Source organism: Microcoleus sp. MON2_D5, assembly GCF_036701905.1.
Lineage (GTDB): Bacteria > Cyanobacteriota > Cyanobacteriia > Cyanobacteriales > Microcoleaceae > Microcoleus.
In genome coordinates this window covers 1-19,714 of the sequence record NZ_JAUBRM010000100.1, presented here as the reverse complement: position 1 = coordinate 19,714, position 19,714 = coordinate 1, and the positions used below count along the sequence as shown (strand labels likewise).

19 protein-coding genes are annotated in these 19,714 nt (G+C 50.3%); 3 read left to right on the top strand and 16 right to left on the bottom strand.

Annotated features, from left to right (window positions below; all coding sequences use genetic code 11):
* Positions 1-59: 59 nt before the first annotated feature.
* The 5 genes from QUA47_RS26145 to QUA47_RS26125 all read right to left on the bottom strand — a co-directional run bounded on the left by QUA47_RS26145 (position 60) and on the right by QUA47_RS26125 (position 4,038).
* The gene (locus tag QUA47_RS26145) at positions 60-383 is read right to left on the bottom strand and encodes a DUF5615 family PIN-like protein (RefSeq protein ID WP_333432905.1); all 324 of its coding nucleotides are present in this window, start codon (positions 381-383) and stop codon (positions 60-62) included.
* A gap of 9 nt (positions 384-392) precedes the next feature.
* Positions 393-722 carry a DUF433 domain-containing protein gene (locus QUA47_RS26140; RefSeq protein WP_333432904.1) on the bottom strand — a complete coding sequence of 110 codons (330 nt, stop codon included), beginning with the start codon at positions 720-722 and terminating at the stop codon, positions 393-395.
* A gap of 155 nt (positions 723-877) precedes the next feature.
* Complete coding sequence (locus QUA47_RS26135; RefSeq protein ID WP_333432906.1) at positions 878-1,900, bottom strand: ATP-binding cassette domain-containing protein; 1,023 nt, start codon at positions 1,898-1,900, stop codon at positions 878-880.
* A gap of 689 nt (positions 1,901-2,589) precedes the next feature.
* Positions 2,590-2,778 (bottom strand): hypothetical protein, encoded by a 189-nt coding sequence (locus QUA47_RS26130; protein WP_015175516.1) that lies wholly within the window; start codon positions 2,776-2,778, stop codon positions 2,590-2,592.
* A gap of 336 nt (positions 2,779-3,114) precedes the next feature.
* Positions 3,115-4,038: a histone deacetylase gene (locus QUA47_RS26125; protein WP_333432903.1), complete on the bottom strand. Its 924-nt coding sequence runs from the start codon at positions 4,036-4,038 to the stop codon at positions 3,115-3,117.
* A 396-nt stretch (positions 4,039-4,434) separates the two neighbouring features.
* Between QUA47_RS26125 and gyrA the strand changes: the two genes are divergently transcribed.
* Positions 4,435-7,146: a DNA gyrase subunit A gene (gyrA, locus tag QUA47_RS26120; protein ID WP_333402268.1), complete on the top strand. Its 2,712-nt coding sequence runs from the start codon at positions 4,435-4,437 to the stop codon at positions 7,144-7,146.
* Between the two features lie 234 nt (positions 7,147-7,380).
* Positions 7,381-8,676 (top strand): ribonuclease D, encoded by a 1,296-nt coding sequence (locus QUA47_RS26115; protein ID WP_333432902.1) that lies wholly within the window; start codon positions 7,381-7,383, stop codon positions 8,674-8,676.
* 607 nt (positions 8,677-9,283) lie between these two features.
* Here QUA47_RS26115 and QUA47_RS26110 read toward each other — a convergent pair.
* The 3 genes from QUA47_RS26110 to QUA47_RS26100 form a co-directional block, all read right to left on the bottom strand.
* Complete coding sequence (locus QUA47_RS26110; protein WP_333432901.1) at positions 9,284-10,345, bottom strand: NAD(P)-dependent alcohol dehydrogenase; 1,062 nt, start codon at positions 10,343-10,345, stop codon at positions 9,284-9,286.
* 28 nt (positions 10,346-10,373) lie between these two features.
* A complete protein-coding gene (locus QUA47_RS26105) occupies positions 10,374-11,210 on the bottom strand; it encodes an SDR family NAD(P)-dependent oxidoreductase (RefSeq protein ID WP_333284851.1) in 837 nt (278 codons plus the stop codon).
* A gap of 319 nt (positions 11,211-11,529) precedes the next feature.
* The gene (locus tag QUA47_RS26100) at positions 11,530-12,360 is read right to left on the bottom strand and encodes an SDR family oxidoreductase (protein WP_333432900.1); all 831 of its coding nucleotides are present in this window, start codon (positions 12,358-12,360) and stop codon (positions 11,530-11,532) included.
* A gap of 181 nt (positions 12,361-12,541) precedes the next feature.
* Here QUA47_RS26100 and QUA47_RS26095 point away from each other — a divergent pair, with 181 nt between their 5' ends.
* Entirely contained in the window at positions 12,542-12,979 is a 438-nt protein-coding gene (locus tag QUA47_RS26095) for an AraC family transcriptional regulator (protein WP_333432899.1), read from the top strand.
* A 61-nt stretch (positions 12,980-13,040) separates the two neighbouring features.
* Here the strand turns inward: QUA47_RS26095 and sufU are convergent, their stop codons facing one another.
* From sufU to QUA47_RS26055, 8 genes are all read right to left on the bottom strand, one after another.
* Entirely contained in the window at positions 13,041-13,493 is a 453-nt protein-coding gene (gene sufU, locus QUA47_RS26090; RefSeq protein ID WP_333432898.1) for a Fe-S cluster assembly sulfur transfer protein SufU, read from the bottom strand.
* A gap of 7 nt (positions 13,494-13,500) precedes the next feature.
* Entirely contained in the window at positions 13,501-14,106 is a 606-nt protein-coding gene (locus tag QUA47_RS26085; protein WP_333432897.1) for a nucleotidyltransferase family protein, read from the bottom strand.
* A gap of 219 nt (positions 14,107-14,325) precedes the next feature.
* Positions 14,326-15,465, bottom strand: a complete 1,140-nt coding sequence (locus QUA47_RS26080) for an XdhC family protein (protein ID WP_333432896.1) — start codon at positions 15,463-15,465, stop codon at positions 14,326-14,328.
* Positions 15,466-15,766: 301 nt separating this feature from the next.
* A complete protein-coding gene (locus QUA47_RS26075; RefSeq protein ID WP_333432895.1) occupies positions 15,767-16,513 on the bottom strand; it encodes an NAD(P)-binding domain-containing protein in 747 nt (248 codons plus the stop codon).
* A gap of 107 nt (positions 16,514-16,620) precedes the next feature.
* Positions 16,621-17,550, bottom strand: a complete 930-nt coding sequence (locus QUA47_RS26070) for an NmrA family NAD(P)-binding protein (protein ID WP_333402257.1) — start codon at positions 17,548-17,550, stop codon at positions 16,621-16,623.
* Positions 17,551-17,717: 167 nt separating this feature from the next.
* Complete coding sequence (locus tag QUA47_RS26065) at positions 17,718-18,464, bottom strand: NAD(P)-binding domain-containing protein (protein ID WP_333432894.1); 747 nt, start codon at positions 18,462-18,464, stop codon at positions 17,718-17,720.
* Positions 18,465-18,687: 223 nt separating this feature from the next.
* Entirely contained in the window at positions 18,688-19,416 is a 729-nt protein-coding gene (locus tag QUA47_RS26060) for a nitroreductase (RefSeq protein ID WP_190663286.1), read from the bottom strand.
* A gap of 22 nt (positions 19,417-19,438) precedes the next feature.
* Positions 19,439-19,714, bottom strand: a 276-nt coding sequence (locus QUA47_RS26055; protein WP_333432893.1) for a transcriptional regulator, SarA/Rot family, incomplete at its 5' end; no start/stop codon positions are given.

Genomic DNA, 19,714 nt, shown 5'->3' with positions numbered 1-19,714 from the left:
CAAGCTATAAAAGCGATGGTTAATCCAGATATGCAACAACCATCTTTAATTCCTCAAATTTAGACCTGAATCGTTACGCTACAGTTAACCAGCAGCAGAAGTTCATCAATAGCCTGTCTAACTGGCATTCGATCGTTAATTATAAACAAACCTGACATTTGTTCCTTATCCCTCAACTGTTCGTAAGCCAAATCGGGCATAGTTGCTCGGTCATGGCTTAACACAATGCGATCGTTCTGGGCCGCCCAGTTGAGAATTGTTGGATCGTCAGCTTCTCGCAAACCAACATCCTGAACGCGAAGCAAGTCAAGGTCTGGCTGACGCAGGAAAAGCCCTCGAACAATATCGCCATTAAAATTTTCATCGCTCAACAGCCGCAGCATAGTTAATCCTCAAGATTGTTTTTGGGCTAACAAGCGCGATCGCACAACGGTCAAATCGGGTTGAATATCCAACAAACGCTGACGGACGGAATCTGCTAATTGCTCGCGATAATTGAGATAAGCTTCTACTGCTTCTTGGTGTCGGAGATAATAGCCGATCGCACTATAGACATCAGACAATGACACAGTTGAATAACGCTGCACAATTGATTCCGGCGACGCACCATCCTGAAAAGCTCGAATCACCAATTCCAGCAGAACTCTTGAGTTTCCCACCCGAATAGCACCTGTTGCATCTTCTCGGAAAGGAGGCGCTTCAACTTCTAAAACAAGATTCATTTATTAATATCTCCCAAAATTACGAGCGTATTTTTTCACTCTCCTCTTAAGATTATATAGCAGAAGGAAGAAGGTTTTCTCTTCCTTCTTCCCTCTTCCTTATATCCGTTACATCCGTTACAAAATCCGTTGCCGAACTTCCCTCTTCCTTCAAATTACGATCGCATCGCTTGTTTTTGCTCCGCCTTCAAATCGCGGTTGCTAGCAGCAGCCAACTCCGCATCCAACAGTGTCTTACCAGTCGCAGCCAAATACACATCATCCAAACTCGGCCGAGATTGAGCAATCCCAAAAGTAGGAAGTCCCGCATTTTTTAAAGCTTGCTGAATAGTCACCAGCGCATCGCTTTGCGGTGTTACTACTAAATTGAGAGAATTTCCTTGAGCCGTGTTGACAATTACTTCCTGCACAAAAGGCAGAGATTGCATCAGATTTTTAGCTTTTTCAGCTTCTTCGATCGGCGAAAACTCCCGAATCCGCAGAGTCACCCGATCGCCCCCAACCCGATTTTTCAACTCCTCCGGCGTGCCCTCAGCAATCACCGTACCCTTGTCAATAATCGCCACGCGATCGGCCAAAGCGTCAACTTCTTCGAGATAGTGACTCGTAATCAAAACCGTCGTACCTTCCTCCCGCAAGCGACGCAGGAAATCCCACACTACCACCCGGCTTTCAATATCCAGCCCGACAGTCGGTTCGTCTAACACCAAAACATCCGGCTGGTGAAGCAACCCAGCAGCTAAGTCGAGGCGTTTGCGGATACCGCCGGAATAAGTACCCGTCTTTTTATTTTGCCACTCCTCCAAACCGAGGAGTTTCACCATTTCGTCAATCCGCCCTTTAATCGTATTGCGCGGCAAATGGTAAAGCGCTGCTTGCAGTTGCAGGAGTTCCCGCCCCGTCAGCACCTTATCGAGAGCAACTTCTTGGGCGACGTAGCCGAGTTTTTGTCTGGCAATTCTCGGCTGGCTGACAGCAGAAATGCCAGACACTTCAATGCGTCCGCTATCGGGCGCACTCAAAGTACAAAGTACCCGCAGGGTTGTGGTTTTGCCTGCACCGTTGGGGCCTAGCAAACCAAATATTTCCCCCGGTTCTACCTTGAAGGAAACATCTTTAACGGCTTCTACAGTGCCGTAGCGTTTCTGAAGATTTTCAATTAAAACGGCGGGAGCCATATATTTTGGGGATGAACTGGTTGTTAATATTTTGACACTTCCGGGCTCAAATTGCCGGAATGGTCGATCGACTAATGCGACTGGCTGTGCTGGTAACGATCGCACACTCCTCCTCAACCGGAAACTGCTTATAGTTTTGATTCTTAATATCAGTTTAAAAAATATCAACTTTCTAGCGGTTTTCAACCCTGAGCTAGCAGTTCTCAATAAAGTGAGGTCTTCCCTATGCCCTATGCCCTATGCCCTATGCCCTATATCAAGCGTGCACCTCATGTTACTGAGAAAGGCTATATTCATCAGTTTTCCCACTTTCCAATCTCCCCTCTCAAATCCAAAAAATTATGAGTTTTGAGTTAATTATAACTTTTCAGTTAGTAACTCAAAACTCACAATTTTTCAACAAGTAGAGATGCACCCGAAACCTGTTATTTTATAATTATCTCTACCTATAGGCTGATGTGTAGCGAGATTTTGATAATTAACACACTGGTCAAACACATCACACTTTCGAGTCCACTATTAAACACAAAAAACTTCCCGAAGTGGCAAGTTATACTTGTAACGAGTTCTCCAAAAAATGTAACTGTATGCCCGTGTTCTCAACCCCGATAGTTATCAGTTATTACCAATTCTTTAATCGAAAATCGAAAATGGTATTAACTCCCCTAAAGGGAGTGGCTGCCAGGTCTTTAATCGACTATTTTTACCCAACCGCGGCGAACGTTGTACAGCAGTCGGTTGATGATGGCATACTCATCTTCATTCAGTGTTCTTTCTAAGAGTGCAGATCTGAGCTGTCTCCGGTCGTGGCGAGTCACGACGCTGGAGAACATGACCTGACCAAATAACTCTTCGAGTGTCATTTGGGATACTGACATGATAAACCTCCTAGTTGATTGAGACAGATAAAATTTTCACAGGCTGACTGTAATCCTATTATGCTCTTCGCGAGCGACTTCAAATGCGATCGAAAACATTGACACAGTGTGATTTTTGGGTTAAAAATCTGTGACCGAGACTTTGATGCCAAGTGACTTGGATCTCTTAAATTTGTGATGCTTGTCACTGAAGTCAGCAGGAAGAACTCAGAAGGAAGAGGGAAAAAGACCATCAAGCACGATCGCCACATCTAAGCTTCGCCGATCGCCCTCAAAAACTCTCCATCCCCTCCTCATGGCTTCTCAACCTTATTTTCCCCTATGCCAATTTTCCAGCTAATTGAGGCATCGGTCAATAGTCGCGACAACCGACTCGGCCAACTCTTTCAGCGCGTAACCCCCCTCCAAACCAAAGGCGATGCGGCGGGTGATTTGCAGGCAGTATCCGGTGAAAGTACCGTAATCTGACGGAGCCAGAGTCATGCTCGCCAGCGGATCGGACGCCGTAGCGTCATAACCGGCGCTGACAATCAACAAATCCGGTTCAAAGTTTGACAAAAACGGCACGACAAGAGATTCAAAGGCGCTCAGGTATTCAGCTATGCCGCCGCCCGGATAGAGGGGAATGTTCAGCACGTTCTCGTAGGCACCGCGCTCCTCGGCATCTCCCGTTCCCGGATAGCACGGAGATTGGTGCAGGGAACAGTAGGCAATTTGCCGGCAGTTTTCCACCAAAGATTGAGTGCCGTTGCCGTGGTGCACGTCCCAGTCGAGGACGGCGACGCGGTTGATTCCCGGCTGTTCCAGGGCGTAGTGAGCAGCGATCGCAGCATTGGAAAACAAGCAAAAACCCATCGCGCGGGCGTTTTCGGCGTGGTGTCCCGGCGGCCTTGCCAGGACAAAAGCCGGTTCCCCCGCAGCCACCACTCGATCGACCCCATCGAGCCAAGCACTCGCCGCTAGCAGCGCTACGTCGTAACTTTCTGCAGAAATCGGCGTATCGCCGTCGAGGTAGCCGCCTCCCCGATGAGCCAAATGTTCGACTTCTTTGATGTATCTTTGCGAGTGAACTTTTTTGATAGCCGAGAACAGTGCTTTTTCGCGCTGCGCCACTGGGGTGGGCAGTTGCCACTCAATTTGAGCCGCCCAAGGAGCAGCCTTCAGAGCGTTGGCGATCGCCGTTAAACGTTCTGGTCGCTCTGGGTGAAGCATTCCAGTCTTGTGCAGCAAGAAATCTTCGGAGTAGATGACGGGTAGCATCGGCTGATTTTAGATTTTAGATTTTAGATTTTAGATTTTTAGTTTGCTTTAAGAAGGCCTTCGGTTTTGTGAAATTAAAATTGCGATCGGGCCACCATTTTAATTTTTTATATAGCCCTCAAAAAAACTCACCAAAGCATGAAACCCGACCGCCTAAAAAAACCTTTCTAGCTTTTGCGAACCGCTGACAAAATCACCAACTGACAAATCATCAATTGTCCTTGTTTCGTCCCTTAATTTTTCTGGCAACTTTTCCATAAACTCAAAGGCAAATTGTGATATAATTTCAGGAGTAATTTGCAATATTTGGCAGCTCTACTGAATCCAAACCGATTTTATCGCATTTTTGAGATTTATAGCGGTCAAATTTAAATTTTTAACGGAGTTTTTCAACCTATGAGCACCTCTGAGTCGCGGATAATCCCGACGGATCTGGGTAATGAGATGTCCCGATCGTACTTGGAATACGCCATGAGCGTAATTGTCGGTCGGGCGCTACCAGATGCCAGGGACGGTCTCAAGCCCGTTCACCGACGCATTCTCTACGCCATGAACGAATTGGGCTTGACTCCCGATAGACCTTTCCGCAAATGCGCCCGCGTCGTGGGGGAGGTGCTGGGCAAGTATCACCCGCACGGAGATACAGCGGTTTACGACGCCCTGGTGCGGATGGCTCAGGATTTCTCCATGCGGGAACGCCTGATCAACGGCCACGGCAACTTCGGCTCCGTTGACAACGACCCGCCCGCTGCCATGCGGTACACCGAATGTCGCCTCACAGCTTTGACGAGCGACTCCATGCTGCGCGACATCGACTCGGAAACAGTTGATTTCGGCGACAACTTCGACGGTTCCCAGCAAGAACCCCTCGTACTCCCGGCACGCATTCCCCAAATTTTGCTCAACGGTTCCTCCGGGATTGCTGTGGGGATGGCAACCAACATTCCGCCGCACAATTTAGGCGAAATAATTGACGGTTTAGTAGCACTAATTCACAATCCAGCAATTACCGACCTGGAATTGATGCAGTACATCCCCGGCCCGGACTTTCCCACCGGAGGGCAAATTCTGGGGAGATCCGGCATTCGCGATGCTTACACCACCGGTCGCGGTTCGATTACAATGCGCGGAGTCGCCGGCATTGAAACCATTGAACATCCCGGCCGCCCCGACAAAGAAGCAATTATTATCACCGAATTGCCTTACCAAACAAACAAGGCAGCGCTAATTGAGAAAATTGCCGAACTTGTCAACGACAAAAGATTAGATGGAATTTCCGACATTCGCGACGAAAGCGATAGAGACGGAATGCGGATCGTGATCGAACTTAAGCGCGACGCCTATCCCCGCGTCGTCCTTAACAACCTCTATAAACAAACACCACTCCAAGCCAACTTTGGAGCCAATATGTTAGCGCTAGTAAATGGGGAACCCCAACTACTTACGCTCTCCCAATTCCTCAATGTCTTCCTAGATTTCCGCATTGAGACAATTACTCGCCGGACTCAATACGAACTCCGGAAAGCAGAAGAACGCGACCACCTTCTGCAAGGCTTATTAATTGCCCTCGACAACTTAGATGCAATTATTCACCTAATTCGCGCCGCTGCCGACTCCGCCGCAGCGAAACAAGAATTGATGGATAATTACGGTCTTTCCGAACAGCAATCCGATGCAATTCTGCAAATGCAGCTCAGGCGTTTGACAGCATTAGAAGCGCAAAAAATTCAGCAAGAACACGAAGAACTGCGAGCTAAAATCTCCGATTTGGAAGATATCTTAGCGCGCCGGGAACGCATCTTAGAAATCGCCGAATTTGAAGCAGTCGAAATCCAAACCAAAATCGCCACTCCTAGACGCAGCGTCATCGAACACGCCGAAGGAGAAATCGATGAAAGAGATTTAATTGCCAACGAACAAGCAATTATTCTGATCACAGAGCAAGGCTACATCAAGCGGATGCCTGTCAGCACTTTCGAGGCCCAAAGTCGCGCTACTCGCGGCAAAGCAGGCGCGAAAATGAAAGAAGACGACGGAGTAGAACATTTCCTTTCCTGCTGCGATCACGATAGCGTTTTGTTCTTCAGCGACAGAGGTGTAGTTTACTCTGTCAAAGCTTATCAAATCCCCGTCTGTTCCCGGACAGCCCGCGGCACTCCCGTGGTGCAACTGCTGCCGATTCCTATAGAAGAAAAAATCACTTCTATGGTGTCAGTGACAGAATTCACCAGCGAAGAATACTTGGTAATGTTGACTCGCGGCGGCTACATCAAGAAAACCGCACTTTCCGCTTTTGGCAACATCCGTACTAATGGATTAATCGCGATTTCTCTAGAAGAAGGCGACCAACTGCGCTGGGTGCGGAGAGCAAAAGTGGGCGACAGCATCATCATTGGTACGCGCCAAGGGATGGCAATTCATTTCCGCACCAATCACGAACAGTTGCGCCCTGTCGGCCGCGCGACGCGGGGTGTAAAATCGATGAAATTGCGATCGGGCGATGAGTTGATCAGCATGGACATTTTGCCCAGTTCAATTGTTGCCGAGATTGCTGAATTGGAAACTGAAGATTCGGAATTCGAGGGAGCTAATATTGCTCAATTAGAAACGGGCGACTCGGAATTTGAAGGGGCAGAAATTGCTGAATTGGAAACGGAAGATTCGGAATTGGAAGATGAAGAATTAGAATTGCAATCCGAGGAAATTGAAGGCGAAGATGCTGAAGAAATTTCCACAGTTAGCAGCGAAGTTCCTTCCGTGTTGGTAATCACCACCAACGGCTATGGTAAGCGGGTTCCAGTTTCTCAATTCCGCCTACAAAGACGGGCGGGCAAGGGATTGACGGCTACTAAATTTAAGTCGAAAAAGGGTAAGGATCAGGTAGCTGCGCTGCGAATTGTCAATGAAGATGACGAGTTGATGATCATTACCAACCGAGGTATTATTATCCGTCAGGCTGTGAGCGCAATTTCTACACAATCGCGAACTGCAACGGGGGTGCGGGTGCAGCGGTTGGATGAGGATGATTCGATCGTAGCTGTGGCTTTAGTGCCGCCTGCGGGTGAAGAATCGGCCGAAGAATCGGAATCTGAGGAAGTGGCAGAATAGTCATAGGTTAATAGTTTGTAAGGTACGCAGCGCGTACCTTACTGCTGAATGGTAAAAATGCGATCGTCTATTCCCGGTTTCTGCTTCCAAGACTGGTCAACATTTAATACTAATTATGAAAAAATACCTCTAGGGACACGGCATTGCCGTGTCCTTAATGCGATCGTTGACAATCGATCCAATAATTGCTATAGCATAAGAGAATCAAAAAGTTAATAGCAAAAGTCTGTAAAAATGCCTTATTTAACAGCAGAAAACGACATCAAAGCACTCATCGCTAAATTTGCCCAAGCTAAAGTCCTGTGGGTTGACACAGAAATAGCAGACTATAAATCCAACCCCAGATTATCTCTGATTCAGGTGTTAGCTGACTCCACAGATTCGAGTGGAGATGGCACTTTTCTACTAGATGTCTTGGATAAACCTGAATTGGCAAAAGATTTTATCAACCAAATCATGGTCAATCCAGATATTGAAAAAGTTTGGCACAACGCCAGCTATGACATCAGATTTCTAGGCAATGACGACGCTCAAAATGTCACTTGCACATTGAAAATGGCGAGACAGATTCCTTATTACATCCTGCCATTACCTAATCGACAACTCAAAACTTTAATAGAAACACTTTGCGACATTGCTTATGTTGATAAAACAGAACAAAGCGGCGATTGGGGCAAGCGTCCCCTGACCCAGAAGCAGCTAGAATATGCTAAGATGGACGCGGTTTATTTAGCTGGAGTGCATCGCCGCCTGGCAGAAATCCTTGCCCAATGTTACCCCGAACCCGCCACGGAAAACTTGACAGCATTGGGCGAAAAATATCAGGAAATAGAATCTCAGTGGAAGCCGCTAGATTCAGAAATCGCTGAAGTGAAAGAACGATTTAAAGCGGGGATGATGGCGCAAAAGCTCAAAGATAGTTCTTATTTTGAGCTTTCCAGTTCGATAGCTATGAAAGTAGATTTTCTCACCCTGGCAAGACTGACGCAAACTGAGGGAATTGAGTTAAATTTTCCGGTAACGCTGACGAAAGAAATTCAAAAACAGTTAGGCAAACTCATCGATCATCCATCTTTGGAAGTGGAAGATATTGCTAGTTGGCGGTTGAGTTCTAATGTACAGCAGCGGCGAAAATCTACTAAGAAAATTGCGCCGGAACCGGAGAGTGAGGATTTAACAGCCTTGGGGGAAAGGTACAAAGAAATTTTGCCCGAATGGAAGTTGCGGGATTCTGAAGTTGAGCACCTGAAAGAGCGCATTAAAAAAGCAATGTTGGTGCAAAATCAGGAAAATACTCCCCATTTTAAGTTATCCAGTTCCTCGATTTTGAAGGTAGATTTTGCTAAATTGGCAAAACTTGCGCTATCTGTGGGAGTTGAGTTAGATTTTATGGTGACGCTGACTCAATACATCCAAAAGCGGTTAGGGGAAGCGATTAACAAAATTGATGTGCAAATTGAGTATATTACGAGTTGGCGGATGACGGCTAAGACTATGGAAGAGGAAGATGATGATGAAATCCCTTTTTAACTACTAAAATATCACGTTTCCTCTCATTTTTCTGTGTTATCCAGGGTATACGAGCGTGAGAAAGAGGTCTAGAAATAATGCCAAGTAAGGGGGGGTTGCATCCTGTATACCTGTTGATAAAAGCGATGTTTATTACGAGTTAAATTGATTAACTATTGTACAGATTCAGAATATTTATCCAAATAATTCACCCACTGCTCTCCATCTTGCGCCAACGACAAAGGTACTCCGTCTGCGGTATTTTTTGCTTTGTTCTTTAGGCGGAACTTCCCCGCTTTGGGGCAGGGCTGTTTCATTCGACCTAGGGGCTGTGCCACCGTGCCGGCCCTCTTGGTCTCACCTGCCGATCGAATCCTCTAGGTCGGGGGTAGGCACTCTTGGCACTACAAGAGTCAAAATTCATGTTTTTGGTGAGAATGAAACAGCCCTGCCCCAAAGCGCAGCGCTGTTTCATTCTCCGAAAAACCAGGATTTTGTAGGGGCAATGCTAAGAGTGCCCGCCCAGGCCCAGACACGATAAATTGGGCATTTCAGCGATCGGGGCAACCACGGGGGGTTTGCCCCTACAAGAGAATGAAACAGCCCTGCCTTCTAGGGGCGGCCTCAGTTATTCAGATTTCAGAGATGCCATATCAATGCAGAAGCGGTATTTCACATCGGACTTGAGCAGTCGCTCGTAAGCTTCGTTGACCTTCTGGATGGGAATGACTTCGACATCGGCGGTGATGTTATGTTCGCCGCAAAAGTCGAGCATCTCCTGGGTTTCAGCGATGCCGCCGATATTAGAGCCGGAGAGACTGCGGCGGCCCATGATCAGGCTGAATGCCGCGACCTCCAGGGGCTTCTCAGGTGCGCCGACAAGGGTGATGTTGCCGTCGCGGCGGAGCAGGTTGAGATAGGCGTTGATGTCGTGTTTGGCGGAGACGGTATCGAGAATGAAATCGAAGCTGCCAGCGTGCTGCTGCATTTCGTCGGCATTGCGGGAGACGACTACTTCGTCAGCACCGAGGCGCAGCGCGTCTTCCTTTTTGTCGGGCGAGGTGGTGAAGACGACGACGTGGGCACCGAACGCACGGGCGAACTTCACGCCCATGTGACCCAGCCCGCCAAGACCGACTACGCCGACCTTCTTGCCCTTAGTGACGCCCCAGTGGCGCAGGGGCGAGTAGGTGGTGATCCCGGCGCAGAGGAGCGGCGCAACCCCGGCGAGATCGAGGTGATCTGGAACGCGCAGAACGAAGCGTTCATCGACGACGACGCTATCGGAGTAGCCACCATAGGTGACTGGAGCAGTCTTGTGCTTGTCTGGGGAGTTGTAGGTGAAGATCACATTTTGGCAAAACTGCTCAAAGCCAGCTTTGCAATGGGGACAGGTACCATCCGAATCGACCATACAGCCGATCCCCGCGAGGTCGCCGGGCTTGTACTTCGTCACTGCTGAACCAACTTGAGTGACCCGTCCGACGATCTCATGACCGGGGACGATCGGGTAGGTAGTAGACATGAAGTCGCTCCACTCATTACGCACCGAATGGACATCGGAGTGACAGATGCCGCAGAAGAGAATTTCGATCTGAACGTCATGTTCGGTTGGATCGCGCCGTGCGATCGTGTCGGATGCCAATGGTGATGTTGCACTAGCAGCGGAATAAGCTTTTGTGTTGTACATGAATTAATGCTCCTAAATAGTACGTGTGCTAGAAGTTTCCATCCGTAGACGTGGAAAGCGCCTCGTGGTCTTTGATCTCTTGCAGACGGGCCTCCAGGGCCGGCTTAATCATCGTGACGGCATCGCTGCCCGCGTGAAACTGCTTCGGCGGGTTCTCCATTCCAGCAATCTTGACCAGAGCATCACCCAACTTCGCCGGGTCGCCCTGTTGTGTGCCGTTGTAGGTTGACCACGTCTCTTGAACACTGCCCTTGGCCGCGTAGTCTTCAATAGTCTGACTGGTCCATTTGGCGTTCTGCGCGTCCAGCAGTTCCGTACGGAAGAAGCCCGGTTCGACGAGCGTGATCTTGATGCCGAAGCGCTCGACCTCGGCCGCGACCGACAGCGAAAGACCTTCGACCGCGAACTTTGATGCGGCGTAGGCGGCGCAGTGCTCGAATCCGATTACGCCCGCCATCGAGCTGATATTGATGATGTGGCCCGACCGCTGCTGACGCATGATCGGCAGCACGGCTCGCATGACGTACACCACGCCGTAGAAGTTTGTAGACATTTGGCTTTCGATGTCGGCGGTGGTCATCTCTTCAAAATTACCCAGCAGGCTGTAGCCCGCGTTGTTAACCAAAATGTCGATGCGACCGAACTGTTTCACCGCCTCACCGACGGCCGTTTTCGCCTGTACCTCGTCGGCAACGTCCAACTGGACAAACGCAAGCTTCTCGCTTGCAACATCGCGCAAGGCATGGCGCACTTTGTCGAGGTTTCTTCCGGTCGCGACGACACGGTCACCTGCTTGTAATGCCGCCTTAGCAATTCCGGTACCGATACCGCTACCAGCGCCTGTGATGAACCAAGCTTTGTTCATAGTCATATCCTCTCAATTACGATGATGCCGTTGCTAATTGACTGAACCATTAGGACGATATAAAGATCGCTACAGCAGGGCCAGGAGTCCAATCACATCTCCAACTTCATAAATCTGTGGCTCAGAGACATTGACAGAAAGCATTAAGGTCAACCTTCGTATTGTTCGTCGCTGACCTTTTCCATCCAGTCCACGGGCTTGCCGTCGAGTACCTCCTGAGTAGCGATATGAGTCATCGCCGCTGGCGGTGAAGGTGACGATGGCGACAATGCTTTGTTGTCGTGCGTTTAGGGTTCGATCGGGTTGGCGACGAACATCACTACACCGTTTGACCGCCATCAATGACCAGGGCGTGCCCGATCGCGAAGGAGGCCGCATCCGAACACAGCCAGACGACGGCGTTGGCGATCTCTTCAGGCTGGCCCATCCTGCCAATTGGCTCCTGCGAGATCACTTGTTCTCGTCCTTCGGAAGTGCCGCCGCTGAAGCGATCCATCATCGGGGTGTCGATGATTCCGGGACACACAGCGTTGATGCGAATGTTCTGCGCGGCGTAGTCGAGTGCCGCCCCCTTGGTCAGTCCGACCACGCCGTGCTTTGCAGCCACGTAAGCAGCTTGACCTTTGAAGCCTTTGACTCCAGCACCTGAAGAGGTATTCACGATCGCGCCGCTGCCTTGCTTGAGCATCAGCGGGATTTCGTGCTTCAGGCACAGGAACACGCCGCGCAGGTTGATGTTGACGATGCGGTCCCACTCCTCCTCTGTAAGGTCGGCTGTCGCCGCTATCTTCTGTTCCACGCCGGCGTTGTTGAAGGCAAAGTCCAGTCGCCCGAAGGTCTCAATGGTCTTATCCAGCGCTGCCTTCACGTCCTCGGCTCGCGTCACGTCGCACCTGACGGCGATCGCCCGCCTGCCGAGTTCCTCGATCGTGCGGGCCGTTTCTTGATTGCCCTGTTCTGAAATGTCAGCGACCACCACGTTAGCGCCCTCACGGGCAAACGCCAGCGCTGTAGCTCGACCGATGCCGTTGGCTGCTCCGGTCACAAACGCAACTTTTCCTGTGTAGTTTTCATTCTTTTTCATCGTCATTATTTTTTCCTTATCAATAGGGATGGATTTTTTTAGAAGCAAGGTTAGCTTTGATGGCATTTTGGTTGTCACTCAGCAGGTTTCTTGCCCTATCAAAACAGAGTTTTTTCTTGTATAAAAATCCAGACGTTTGCAATTCGCCGGAATCGTTTTTCATTGCTTTAGCCTTATTCTAAGAATCCTCAAGGGTACGCAATATAACGATCGTCTAAGATTGTTGTACAATCCTGCAAACTTAGAAATGAACGCTGCCAAAACGACTGAAAAGTCCGCTAGGTCGTTAATGAACGACCAGCAGGCTCTTCGCGAGGCAGACAGAGCACAAGCCCACAGAGACGAACTGACCCAGCGGATTGCACAGGCGATTCGTCATGATGGGACGATTGAGCCGCTGAAGGGATTGCACTTCAATCGCTCCTCCTCACGGTCAGAATCCATTCATAGTGTCTCTATTCCTGCCTTTTGTGTCATTCCTCAGGGCAGCAAAGAAGTGCTTCTGGGCAGCGCGATCGCGCTTCAGTACGACCCGAGGCATTATCTGCTTGGTACGATCGAACTGCCGATGGTCACCCAAATTCTGGAAGCGTCCAAGGCTCAACCGTACCTTAGCCTTCGCCTCGATCTCGACCCCACTCTTGTTGGTTCAGTCATGGTCGAGGCGGGCGATCCCTCACCATAAACGGGTGCCAATGTAAAAGCGATTGACGTGAGTTTATTGGATGTGCCTCTGCTGGATGTGACTATATTTGTTCATTCCTAGTTTCAACCGAACTCAGCGCCGCTTTGAGGGTATGCCAAGCCAAAGTTGCACACTTAACCCGCATCGGATATCGGGAAACACCTTGCATGATATTGAGTTTCTCCAACGGAGGCTCAAACTGAGTATTTCCCGCTACCATCTCGCGGAACTGTTCTACCATTAAAAGCACCTGTGAAATAGTTTTACCTTTGATAGCGATCGCCATTAAGTCAGCAGAAGCAAGGCACAAAGCACAACCTGCACCTTCAAATTTAATATCTGCAATTTTACTTTCTGCTTCATCTAGTAACAGCGTTAAATCAACCACATCACCGCAATAGGGATTTTCTCCTCGGTGTTGACGGTGTACTGGGTTAGTTTTTCCTTTGTTTTGCGGTTTTCTGGCGTGTGTCAAAATTACTTGTTGGTAAATTTGGCGATCGTTAGTTTTCATAATTTCTTCACTCTTTAAAATTATTTAATAGCAACTGCTTGTAATCGTCCGGGGTATCAATATCAATCGCAGCTTCTGGTATGAGCAGAATCAATCCTGTATCTATATATTTTTGTATTAACGCTTTTGCACCTTTATCTCCTTCAAGCTGCATCAGTTCTGGAAATAAGGCCTTGCTAAACAGGGCAGGTACACCTGTAGTTTCGTTATACTTTGAGGCAATAATTACTTTTTGCGTTTCTTGATAAGACTGAATCAATTGATTGAAAATCTGGGGAGAAACTAGCGGCTGATCTGCAAGTGAGATGATAACTGCATCAACTTTAGAGTTAGTTTTCAGTAGCATACTAATACCAGCGCGAATAGAAGAAGACATTCCCTCTTGCCATTGGGAGTTCTCTACAACTTGCACTGCCTTTGGCATTAGTTCCGGTTTAATTTGTTCTACATAAGCTCCCAGGACTACTATGATAGGTTGGCTCATAGAAGCTAAGGCAACTTCAACCGCATGGAGTATCAGGCTGCGTCCTTGATAAGAAAGCAATTGTTTTGGTCTTCCCATGCGGGTTGCAGATCCAGCAGCGAGAATAATTAGACCAATTTTAAATACCATACCCAAGTTTTGAATTTCTGATTATTAAGAACATACTCGTATAGCCTTTCTCAGTAACATGAGGTACTATCTGGCATAGGGCATAGGGCATAGGGCATAGGGCATAGAGCATTGGGCATTGGGCATTGGGCATTGGGCATTGGGCATTGGGTATTGGGCATTGGGCATACCTCACCACGCGATCGAACCGCTATATTAAGAACATACTCGTATTAGCCATTAATTTTTTGATAATTGACTGTTGATTGAATCATGAATTGGTACAGTGCGGTTTCTTAAAAAACCACCTTGATGCTTTGCTGTTACTGCTTGAATTTCGGCGATAATCGCCAGAGCAATCTCTTCGGAATTATCGGCCCCAATGTCGAGTCCCACCGGACTATATAAATTTTGTTCCTGTTGTGGAGTGGGGATAACTCCTTCTTCTTGTAGTTCTTGCAATAATCGGGCTGTTCTTTTCTTAGGGCCAAGTACACCTAAGTATTTTAAGCCAGAAGGCAATAACACTCTCAGCAATTCCAGGTCGTCTAAATAATTATGAGTCATAACTACAGCAACAGTACGCTCATCTATCTCGATTTTTTTTAATACATCCTGAGGAGAACAAAATTCAACTCGATCTGCTTCTTGAAAACGCTTGCGGCTTGCTTCCCGTTGGCGGTTATCAACTACAGTAATATGCCATCCTAACTGTTGGCCAAAGCGAACAACGGGAAGAACGTCATACCCAGCACCCAAAATTACCAGCGACAGCGGCGGCTGAATGACTTGAATAAAAACTTCAACTTTCCCGCCTATTAACTGATATTGTTTCCCTACCGAGGTTTTCTGTTGAAGTGCTGCTTGTGTATCCCTTAAAACCGCTGCTGCTAATTCCTCATCGCTGATGTGGTTGATGATATCTGAATTTAGTAGCAAGCGATCGCCTATTTGAGATTTGCTTTCACCCTCTATATTAAATACAGTTGCAATAGCACTCTCAAACCGAGCATCAAGGCATTTGTGGAGAAAACTAATTTGGTTCGGCTCGTTTACTGGCAACGATTCAATCAAAACATAAGCAATGCCTTGACAGCCAAGCCCCAATCCCCAAATTAAATCTTCCTCCGAGGTGGAGTCATACTTAACCACGCAAGGAGTACCAGTGTTCATTACCTGCTGTGCTTTCTCAAATACATCACTTTCCAAACAGCCACCGCTAATTGCACCTACTATCAAGCCATCTGCACTCATCAACATTCGCGCACCAGGACGGCGATAAGTTGAACCTTCCACTTTAACTAAAGTTGCCAAGGCTAGCTTTTTCGTCGTGTCTTTTACTTGCTCTAAAGCAGCCTTAATATCGTGTATTTCTTTCATTGCTCAGCCTAAAAATTTTTGTATCTCACTGTTTAAGTTTGATTATAAGGACTTCAGCATAGGGCACGATATAACGATACTTGCAAGTTATTGTACAATCCTGCAAAATTATTCTTCTAAACTAATCATGGGACGAGCTGTAAGCTGCTACGCATCTAAATTGAATAAAGAAACGGGCAGGATGCCCGTTCCACAAGAATTGTAGAAAAATTGACTGTCAAATTAGATGCACAGCAGCTTAAAGCTTTGGTGTGATGACTTTTAGCTTACTTGCTTGTCCCTTTCTTATCCCGAACTCACGTTACATAAAAATCGCACGGCTCAGACGAACCCCGAAATCGGCATCCGGATTTGTCGTGGCGTCCCCAAGCCGCTCTTGAATCACTGCAACTGCTAAGTCCCGGCGCTTTGGCGATCGTGATGCGTCGGCAGATGCCAGGGCTGCCGCCATCTGTTCGCGCGTGAGATCGGTGCAATAGCAGGGCGATCCGGGTTGCTGACGCCACGAATCGGCGAGCGTGCCGGCGTCGAAAGCATCAAGCCCGGTGTCTTCGACCAGCGCCATCGCCACGGAGCGATCTTTCTGGCGGTCAGCAGCCACAGGGAGGGCTATACGGTCAGGGCTTCCAGCAGGCTTGCCCAAGGTGGCGAAGGAGCCAGACCCGATCGCGTTCCACGCCTTGGCGATCGGCCGGCCTAGCTGTTGGGCCACCCAAAGGCTCTCAACCTGCCCGGCCTCGATGGCATCGATCTTGTCGTCGCGGTGGGGATAGTAATTCGACGTGTCGATGACGACTGTCTCGGTTGGTAGGTTGGCGATTAGCGGCGCGATTGTGGGAATGCGGTTGAGAGGGATCGAGAGGATCACCGCGTCAACGTCCTCCACCGCTTGGGCCGTCGAGACCGCGCGTGCGCCGCTCGCCAGCACATCGGCCTCGATCGTCTCAGGGCCCCGAGAGTTGGCCACCTTCACGTCATGTCCGGCTGCACTGAGTTTGCGTGCCAAAGTCTTCCCGATATGGCCAGTGCCAAGAATGCCTATCTTCATAAAACGATTTCCTTTTACTGGGTAAGAGTCTCATTCCACTGCTGTACATCATTTGGGCCGGTCTTACCCGGAGTGAATTATACTCCCGCGCTAGTGATAAAAGAGGGTTATTCCGTGGGAGTTTCGTCGGCGCGCCGATCAACCAGATCGAGCAGCTGCGCCTTGTTCGCCCTTGCCCAGTCGCGCACGCTGGTGGCGGGCCGCCCGAGCAGGAAAGGCACGTCGTCCTTGACGGTGCCCATATAGCCCATCCGTCCATCGGCGAACTGTGTCAGAAGCTCGAACGAACTGCGGGCATACCAGTCCTCGACTTCCACCGTGCCTTGCTTGAACAGCGCCTCCATCTCCGACGCACCGAGCACGTTGCAGCGGATCTCACGGTCCAGCACTTCGCTGAGTGCGGTGGCCAGTTCCGTTCCCGTCATGGTTTCGGTGCTGAGATAATAGTCCTTCGCACCATGGCGCTCCGGACCGTCGCGCAAGACCTTGGCGGTCACTGCGGCCAAATCGTGAAGCGCGACGTAACCGACTCGGTTCTCGCCCCAGAAGGTCGAGAAGGTGCCGCCGATGGGCGGCGACATGCTAAGCATGTTTTCGAGAAACACATTCGGATGCAAGTGCGTCCAGGCGATGCCGCTGGCCTCGATGTAGGCTTCGACCAGGGCGAACCAGCAATATTTCGAGTCGGTAGCGTCTTCCGCCGCGAAGACGCCCTGGTTGACGATGTGCTGCACGCCCGCCTTCTTCGCCGCGTCGACCACGGTCTTGGTCTGGTGGGTCATTGCGATGGTGTAGCCGGTGAGGATGTTCATGCGATCGACGCCACAAAGCGCCGGGCCGAAGGTTCGCGGATCGTCGAGGTCGAACAGGACGGCGTCGCGGCCTTCGCCGCGCAGACGCTCCAGATCCTTCTGCTTACGCACGCCGACGCGGATGCGGGCATTGCCGGGCGTGCGATCGAAATCCTCTAGGATTAGCCGGCCGGTCTGGCCGGTGACGCCCATGAGGAAGATGAGCGGGCTGTTGTCGGTCGCCATGATTGCTCTCCGGTTGTTTGTGTGGATGTCGAACGGGAAGAGGCGTGGCGCGGCTCAACGCATGATGCGATGATCATGTGACGAGCCATGTCACGTCTCACTGTTGTGGTCGGTCGGGACGATCGGCGTGACGGGCGGGGAAGTTGTTCTCCAGCCCATGACCGCCTTCACATGAACAGCGCGCGGGTCAGGCGCACGGCATAGTCAGAATCAGGGTTGGTAGTGCTATCACCCACCCGCTCCACGATCGCCTCGATCGCAAGCTCGCGGCGCCTGGGCAAGCGCTCACGTTCCGCCGAGGCGAGCGCGGCAGGCATCTCCTCGCGGCTGAGGTCTGTGCAGTAACAGGGCGAGCCGGGCTGCTGGCGCCAGGACTCGGCAAGCGTGCCTGAATAGACCGCGTCGAGACCGGTTTCGTCGACCAGCGTCATCGCCACGTCGCGCTCCCGGTCGCCATCGGCGGCGACGGGGATTGCGATGCGACCCGCTGCCCCTGCAGGCGCGCCCTTGTCGGCGAAGGATGCGGACGTGATCGCGTTCCATGCCTTGGCAATTGGGCGACCGATCTGCTCGGCGACCCACTCGCTCTCGGCCTGCCCGCCTTCGAGCGCCGCAATTTCGCCGTCACGCTTGGGATAATAGTTGGACGTGTCGATGACCACCGTTTCGGCGGCCACGTCTGCGAACAGTGGTGCGATCCGGGGGATGGCGCCAAGCGGCGTGGACATGATCACCACATCAACCCGTGTGACCGCCTCCGCCGAGGTGACCGCACGGGCACCGTTCTTGAGGATGTCGACGTCGATTGTCTCGGGGCCGCGCGAATTGGCGACCTTCACGTCGTGTCCGGCCGCGCTCAGTTTTGTCACCAGCGTCGTGCCGATATGGCCCGTGCCAAGAATGCCTATCTTCATAAAACGATTTCCTTATACTGGGTAAGAGTCTCATTCCACTGCTGTACATCATTTGGGCCGGTCTTACCCCGAGTGATTCTCGAAGTAGGGGCGCGCGGCCTCGTCCGCCTCGGCGCGCGGTAGCCAGCAATCTGCCCGGCGTCAGCCTGCGCCAGCGCGGCTTTTACTTCTGGTCTGTGGGTTACGTCTGTTAAATGACCAATCATCCCCATCCGAACATTTTTTAATGGTGAAAGGTCACGCTCTCTGAGACGGGAACGCGCCCCATCCGAACACTGTTGACTGGTGCTGTGAAGTCTGGATAGCCAAACGCAATGGCAAACATCAGCTTGAGTTCATCGGAGATACCCAAATATTCGCGGATGGTCTGTGCAAAAAAGCCAATGGCGGTCTGCGGAATACCTCCTAAACCGCGCGCCGTCAGAGACAACAAAAACGTCTGGCCATACATTCCAATGTCACCGCCAACGCGCACATTATCTCCAAAGGAAGGCATGAAGAGCAGAGCGACATGAGGTGCACCGTAGAAGGTGTAATTTTTTGCAGCGGCTTTATGACGCGCGATCTTGTCGCCCCGTGCCACACCCATCGCCTCATAAAAGGTTTTGCCGTGTTCAATTCGGCGTTCACTATAGGCGCCATAAAAGCACTCCATATCGAAGCTAAAATCCGGCGTGAAATTCTCCGCTTCGTTTTGCTCGGTTAGAATGCGGCCCAATTCTTTGATCTTTTCGCCCGAAACGATGTGTGTGTTCCACGGCTGCGTGTTGCAATTCGATGGAGAATATTGTGCATCTTCCAAGACTTGCTTTATTTGAGCGTTAGGGACGGGTGTTGGTAAAAATGAGCGGAATGAGCGGCGCGCTCGAACTGTCTCTTCAAAAGAGAGTGTTTGTGATGGTTCATTTTCTAATTCAATGAGACCGTTTGAAAGGTGTGTTGCGTTTGACATCGTGAAACCTCAAAAGATGGTGTCAGTTGGAAGGTGGTTCGTGGTCGAGAGCCTTGGCTGAACGGGGTATTGCCAGCCCGTTCAAGGTGTCGCGAAGCTCGGCAAGGTCTTCATCGGAGAGACGGCAGGCCGTCTCGATCTTTTCAGGGATCGAGCACGCTGCCTCGCGGAGTGCCTCGCCCGCTTCTGTCAGATCGATAAGAACGCGGCGTTCGTCCTGCTGGTCACGGGTGCGCGTCACCAACCCCGCGCTCTCAAGGCGCTTTAAGAGGGGCGTCAAGGTTCCGTTATCCATACC

Excerpts from the sequence above, each read along its gene's own strand:
- QUA47_RS26145 (WP_333432905.1), bottom strand. The coding sequence starts at position 383 with ATGCTGCGGCTGTTGAGCGATGAAAATTTTAATGGCGATATTGTTCGA.
- QUA47_RS26140 (WP_333432904.1), bottom strand. The coding sequence starts at position 722 with ATGAATCTTGTTTTAGAAGTTGAAGCGCCTCCTTTCCGAGAAGATGCA.
- QUA47_RS26135 (WP_333432906.1), bottom strand. The coding sequence starts at position 1,900 with ATGGCTCCCGCCGTTTTAATTGAAAATCTTCAGAAACGCTACGGCACT.
- QUA47_RS26130 (WP_015175516.1), bottom strand. The coding sequence starts at position 2,778 with ATGTCAGTATCCCAAATGACACTCGAAGAGTTATTTGGTCAGGTCATG.
- QUA47_RS26125 (WP_333432903.1), bottom strand. The coding sequence starts at position 4,038 with ATGCTACCCGTCATCTACTCCGAAGATTTCTTGCTGCACAAGACTGGA.
- gyrA (WP_333402268.1), top strand. The coding sequence starts at position 4,435 with ATGAGCACCTCTGAGTCGCGGATAATCCCGACGGATCTGGGTAATGAG.
- QUA47_RS26115 (WP_333432902.1), top strand. The coding sequence starts at position 7,381 with ATGCCTTATTTAACAGCAGAAAACGACATCAAAGCACTCATCGCTAAA.
- QUA47_RS26110 (WP_333432901.1), bottom strand. The coding sequence starts at position 10,345 with ATGTACAACACAAAAGCTTATTCCGCTGCTAGTGCAACATCACCATTG.
- QUA47_RS26105 (WP_333284851.1), bottom strand. The coding sequence starts at position 11,210 with ATGAACAAAGCTTGGTTCATCACAGGCGCTGGTAGCGGTATCGGTACC.
- QUA47_RS26100 (WP_333432900.1), bottom strand. The coding sequence starts at position 12,360 with ATGCCATCAAAGCTAACCTTGCTTCTAAAAAAATCCATCCCTATTGAT.
- QUA47_RS26095 (WP_333432899.1), top strand. The coding sequence starts at position 12,542 with ATGAACGCTGCCAAAACGACTGAAAAGTCCGCTAGGTCGTTAATGAAC.
- sufU (WP_333432898.1), bottom strand. The coding sequence starts at position 13,493 with ATGAAAACTAACGATCGCCAAATTTACCAACAAGTAATTTTGACACAC.
- QUA47_RS26085 (WP_333432897.1), bottom strand. The coding sequence starts at position 14,106 with ATGGTATTTAAAATTGGTCTAATTATTCTCGCTGCTGGATCTGCAACC.
- QUA47_RS26080 (WP_333432896.1), bottom strand. The coding sequence starts at position 15,465 with ATGAAAGAAATACACGATATTAAGGCTGCTTTAGAGCAAGTAAAAGAC.
- QUA47_RS26075 (WP_333432895.1), bottom strand. The coding sequence starts at position 16,513 with ATGAAGATAGGCATTCTTGGCACTGGCCATATCGGGAAGACTTTGGCA.
- QUA47_RS26070 (WP_333402257.1), bottom strand. The coding sequence starts at position 17,550 with ATGGCGACCGACAACAGCCCGCTCATCTTCCTCATGGGCGTCACCGGC.
- QUA47_RS26065 (WP_333432894.1), bottom strand. The coding sequence starts at position 18,464 with ATGAAGATAGGCATTCTTGGCACGGGCCATATCGGCACGACGCTGGTG.
- QUA47_RS26060 (WP_190663286.1), bottom strand. The coding sequence starts at position 19,416 with ATGTCAAACGCAACACACCTTTCAAACGGTCTCATTGAATTAGAAAAT.